This is a genomic window from Microvirga sp. P4_G7 (assembly GCF_056401005.1).
Genome location: NZ_JBFUKD010000270.1, coordinates 1 through 4,720, shown reverse-complemented (window position 1 = coordinate 4,720; position 4,720 = coordinate 1). Strand labels below are relative to the sequence as shown.

The 4,720-nt window shown below is 60.8% G+C and carries 5 protein-coding genes; 1 reads left to right on the top strand and 4 read right to left on the bottom strand.

Annotated features, from left to right (window positions below):
* Together AC1DT3_RS12560 and AC1DT3_RS12555 are read right to left on the bottom strand one after the other, a co-directional pair.
* On the bottom strand, positions 1–834 hold an 834-nt coding region (locus tag AC1DT3_RS12560), incomplete at its 3' end, for a cysteine peptidase family C39 domain-containing protein (protein WP_477465588.1).
* A gap of 47 nt (positions 835–881) precedes the next feature.
* Positions 882–2,141: an NHLP bacteriocin system secretion protein gene (locus tag AC1DT3_RS12555; RefSeq protein WP_477465587.1), complete on the bottom strand. Its 1,260-nt coding sequence runs from the start codon at positions 2,139–2,141 to the stop codon at positions 882–884.
* A 153-nt stretch (positions 2,142–2,294) separates the two neighbouring features.
* Here AC1DT3_RS12555 and AC1DT3_RS12550 point away from each other — a divergent pair, with 153 nt between their 5' ends.
* A complete protein-coding gene (locus tag AC1DT3_RS12550) occupies positions 2,295–3,068 on the top strand; it encodes a CPBP family glutamic-type intramembrane protease (protein WP_477465586.1) in 774 nt (257 codons plus the stop codon).
* A 7-nt stretch (positions 3,069–3,075) separates the two neighbouring features.
* On the opposite strand, the gene AC1DT3_RS12545 is transcribed toward AC1DT3_RS12550, so the two are convergent.
* The gene (locus tag AC1DT3_RS12545) at positions 3,076–4,311 is read right to left on the bottom strand and encodes a phenylacetate--CoA ligase family protein (RefSeq protein ID WP_477465585.1); all 1,236 of its coding nucleotides are present in this window, start codon (positions 4,309–4,311) and stop codon (positions 3,076–3,078) included.
* Between the two features lie 40 nt (positions 4,312–4,351).
* Positions 4,352–4,720 (bottom strand): ATP-binding cassette domain-containing protein (locus AC1DT3_RS12540; protein ID WP_477465584.1); only part of this gene is annotated, 369 nt, incomplete at its 5' end.

The following is a 4,720-nucleotide window of genomic DNA, read 5'->3' as shown; positions in this document are numbered from 1 at the left end:
ATTGACCACCATCGTCGGCAGCGGTCCAGAGAGGAGCGAGGCAAGTTGGTTTGCCGATTGCACTCGCGAGACGATGTCACCTGCGTAGCGTTGGGTGAAAAAGACAATGGGCAGTCGAAGCATATGCCACACGAAGCGTGTGGAGATGGTGATCGCAAACTTTGTCTGAAGTCGGAGGAGCACCGTCTGCTGTAGGAAGGTGAGGGCGCCGCTCAGAACGGCCGATAGAAGAAATCCGATAAGCAAGGGAAACAGCCAGTCACTGAAACCCCGCACGAGAACTTCGTCGATAAAGACCTTGAGGAAGGCTGGCAGAAGAATGTTCGGAACGACCAGGAGAAATGTGACCGCCGCGATCATCGCGAGCGCGGGGCGAGAGCCGGCGGTCCAATGATAGAGCGTCGGCAGCAGGCGCCCGCGCCGTCCGCCGGGCTTGAAATTGGGCCCCGGTTCCAAGCGTAGCACCACGCCGGAGAACGATTGTTGGAATTCTTTGCGACTGATGCTGCGACGGCCATAAGCTGGATCGTTGATGTAGACGCTTGAGCCGGACGTACCCTCCACGACGACAAAATGGTTCTCGTCCCAATAGGCGATGAAGGGCGGTGGGAGTTTCAGCACCTCCTCGGCCGTCACCTGCAAGCCCGAGCCGTTGAGGCCATATCCTGCCGCAGCATGCAGGATACTCGATATTTTCACGCCATCGCGGGAGACGCCGCAGGCGATGCGTAGTTCCTCAAGTGGGACGTACCGGCGGTGGTATCCGAGCACAATGCCGAGCACCGCCGCACCGCATTCCATGGATTCCATCTGCAGCACGGTCGGGGTCGACACTCGGTTGCCGCGGCGAAAGAAGGACGGCCATTTACGGGCCTGCGTCATCATAGGCTGAGCCACGTCTGCGCGAGTGGCACCACAAGCGAGATAGGACGCTGGCGCTGCACCAGGATCATGGATTCCGCTGTCGTGCCCGGCGTAATCTGAAGCGGTGGTCCCGACGACGACGTCCAGCGCAATCCGCTTCGGGTAGTCGGATCGCTCTCGAAGGTCATCTGAACTTCGATGGGCGCTCCACTCGCCATGAGCTGCGAAACGAGGTCGTCGTCGCCGATGATGTTCATCAGACCCTGACGGGTCACGGGGAGAGCGCTGACGCTCGTAACCTGTCCGCGAAGGGAACCGTAAATATCCCGTTCCACGGACGTTGGACTGATCTCGGCCGGCATTCCGACGGCGACACGCTTGCCGCCGGAGATAGGGAGATAGGCGTGGACGACCAGAGACTCGCCTCCAGTCTCTACGACCGCGAGCTGGCTTGCCGCTGGGATGATCGCGTTGACCTGCGTTGCGATTTCCGTCACGACGCCGTCCGAGGGCGATCGGATTGTACCACCGAACGAAATCTGCACGTCGAGGTCGTCGACATTGCCCTTCGCCGCGGTGACCTTCATCTCCAGATCGGCGACGGCGCGATTGACCTGATCCTCGAACTCGATCTGCTGTGTCTGCAGACTCGAGAGCTGGTCCGTCATGGTGCGGATATACTGTTGAACGGCGGAGAGCCGGTCATAGGCTGYCTGCACCTGCGGTTTCGTCGTGTAACCACGCGCCAATTCCTGCTGCTGGCCGGCATAGATGTCAGTCAGCTGCTTTTGGTTGTTCTGGGCATCGGCCAGATTGTTCTGCAAGGACTTCAGTTGCTGATCGAGATTGTCGCGCCGCCGCTGGACGTCGGCCTGCGACGACGCCTGATACTTCGCCAGCGCGTCCTGCTGCTGGGCGAGCGCATCCCGCGCCATTTTGCGGCGGGCCGTCAACTCGTCCTGTTTGACGATAAAGAGCACGTCGTTCTTCTTGACCTGCTGCCCGACGCTGACCCGGATCTCCTGAACCGAGCCGGCGGAGGTCGAGACGATGTCGAAGACGACGCCTCGCTGCATGAGGATGACGCCCATCCCCTGCACATAGAACGACAGGCGGCCGAGAAAGCTCCAGGCGACGATCGTCAAGACGCATAGCGTGAGGACACCCAGCAGAAGCCAAGTCGAGCGGGCCGTGAGATGGATGGCGCGGTTGAGCTGCTCCGGATCCCGGATCGGCTCTTCCCTAATGCCGAAGGGAGTTGATTTCGGATCGAGCATATGTTGCCGAGAAGTCTGCAGGTTTTCGATGATAGATGTATTGGCGTCACAGTAAATATTTTCCTTTCGCCAATCCCAAACCAAATTTATTGAGCTTGGACCCTCCCTCGGCCGCGTCCTCTACGGCAGTCGGCGCTCTCGGAAAGATCGTCCGTGTCCCCATCTTTCAACCTTCGCCTCCGTGCAACGGGAATATTGGTCGTCCTCTGCCTCGCAGGCTCGATGAGCGCGCTGCCGACAATCTTCGCGGCGCGTCGTCAGGCAGGGTTGGCCGACGCACAGGCGAGCCTCGAATTGGTGGCGCTCGCTGGGATCCAGACGCTCGTCGTGTTCGGCCTTGCTGCATTTTTCGGCTTGTGGGCGGCGGCGAAAGCCGGTCTCCCCGGAGCGCCCATGGTGATCCAGGTGGCCGGAGGGCCGAAGGCGCCGCCCCTGGGACGGGCGCTTCTTCGGGCCGCGGTTCTCGGAATTTTCGCGGGGATCGCGGTCGTGGGCTGCGACGTAGTGCTTTTCCAACCGCAAGTTTCCTTCCGGCCCAGCCCTATCATCACGGATGCGTTCTGGAGTGCGCTGCTGACAGGCCTGCTTTACGGTGGCGTCAACGAGGAAGTCATGACCCGTCTTTTCGTCGTCTCGGGCATCATCTTCCTTGTCGGGCTTGTCGTCGGACCCGAGCGCGCGCGCGGTGCAGGCGTTGGATGGGTTGCGATCGCCATTGCCGCTATCCTCTTCGCTGCGGGGCACCTCCCGATCACGGGGATGATGACGGCGTTGACGCCCTTGATCGTCCTGCGGGCGATCGTGCTCAACGGCATCATCGGCATTCTCTGCGGTTGGCTTTTTCTTCGTCGAGGCCTGGAATGCTCAATCGTCGCCCATGCGGCGGCGCATCTGCCGATCCAACTTGGTGCAGCCCTCTTCGCCTGAGCCGGGTTCAACCTGGGGGACGCGCGTCCTCGATGATTTTTCCGTCATTGGGAAGCGTCCCGCGTGCGACGAGTTCAACGGCACCCTTGAGCTTCGTGATGCTCAGCATGGTTTCCGCGACGGCCGCAGAGAGATCCGCGCTTTGAGGTCCATCAAGCTCCGCAAAGAGCGTCATGCTATCTGCTGCGCCGGCCCGCGTTACGACAACGCGAAGCCGGCCCAGATTGGCGTGCCGCCGCCCAATTTCGGCAATCTGTTCCGGTCTGACGAACATCCCCTTGACTTTCGTCGTTTGGTCCGCGCGGCCCAGCCATCCTTTGATGCGCATATTTGTGCGACCGCACGAACTGAAGCCGGGAAGGGCGCATGTCAGGTCGCCGAGCGCAAACCGGATCAGGGGGCGATCCGACTCGAGCGACGTCACCGTTATTTCGCCGACCTCACCAACAGCAACCGGATCGCCTGTCCCTGGTCGCACGATCTCGACAATCAGGTCTTCGTTGACGACCAGCCCTTCACGCGCTGATGTCTCGTATGCGATCAGACCGAGATCGGCAGTCGCGTAGGCTTGATAGGCTTCGATGCCGCGCAGGGCAATTTCTTCCTGGAGCGATTTGGGAAAGGCGGCGCCGGATACGAGCGCACGGCGTATGGAGGAAATGTCTTTTCCGGTCGTCGTCGCAGCATCCAGCAGGATTTTGAGAAAATCAGGCGTGCCACAATAGGCAACGGGTCGGTAGGCCTCGATCAGCTCGAGTTGCTGTTCGGTGTTGCCGGGTCCTGCCGGGATCACGGCGCAGCCAAGGGCTCTGGCGCCGCTATCGAAGATAAATCCGCCCGGCGTCAGATGATAGCTGAAGGTGTTCAGAACCACGTCGCCCTCACGGTAGCCTGCGGCCGACAGCCCTCGCGCCATCCGCCAAGGGTCGCTGCGCCGACTTTCGGGCTCGTAAATCGGGCCGGGCGACGTGAAGAGACGGGAGAAGGAGGAAAGGGGACCGGGGACCAGCCCTCCGAATGGTGGCGAGGACGTCTGAAGCGAAGGCAAGTCTGATTTTCGCAGGAGGGGGAGTGCCGCCAACGCTTTACGCGAGACGACCGTTGCGGGATCTATACCAGCGAGGCTTGCGGCATACGCCGGCGTACGCATTGCAGAGGCAATGACGGGTGGGAGACGAGCAAAAAGGTCGGCCTCCCTTTCAGCCGGATCGCGCGTTTCAAAGTGATCAAAGGAAGGTGCCATGGCCTCTCGATCGCATATAATGTCGATTGCGCCTCAACTATTACAGCCAACGCTTGCGTCTTTTGAAGCTCTTGAGGTTCTTGAAGCTTCGCCGCTGCTCGCCGGCGCCGCCGAGGTAGAATTCCTTGACGTCCTCGTTGTCGCGAAGTTCGTCGGCGGTGCCGTCGAGCACGATTTTCCCCTGCTCCATGATGTACCCGTGCGAGGCCACCGACAGCGCCGCGCCGGCATTCTGCTCGACCAGGAGAATAGTGACGCCGAGGTCCCGGTTGATGCGTCGGATGATCGAGAACACCTCCTTCACCAGGAGAGGTGACAAGCCCATCGAAGGTTCGTCCATCAGGATCAGTTTTGGTCGGGCCATGAGGGAGCGGCCGATGGCGAGCATTTGTTGCTCGCCACCCGATAG

What these genes read in the sequence shown, in the direction of transcription:
- AC1DT3_RS12545 (WP_477465585.1), bottom strand. Translation starts at nt 4,311, where the DNA reads ATGGCACCTTCCTTTGATCACTTTGAAACGCGCGATCCGGCTGAAAGG.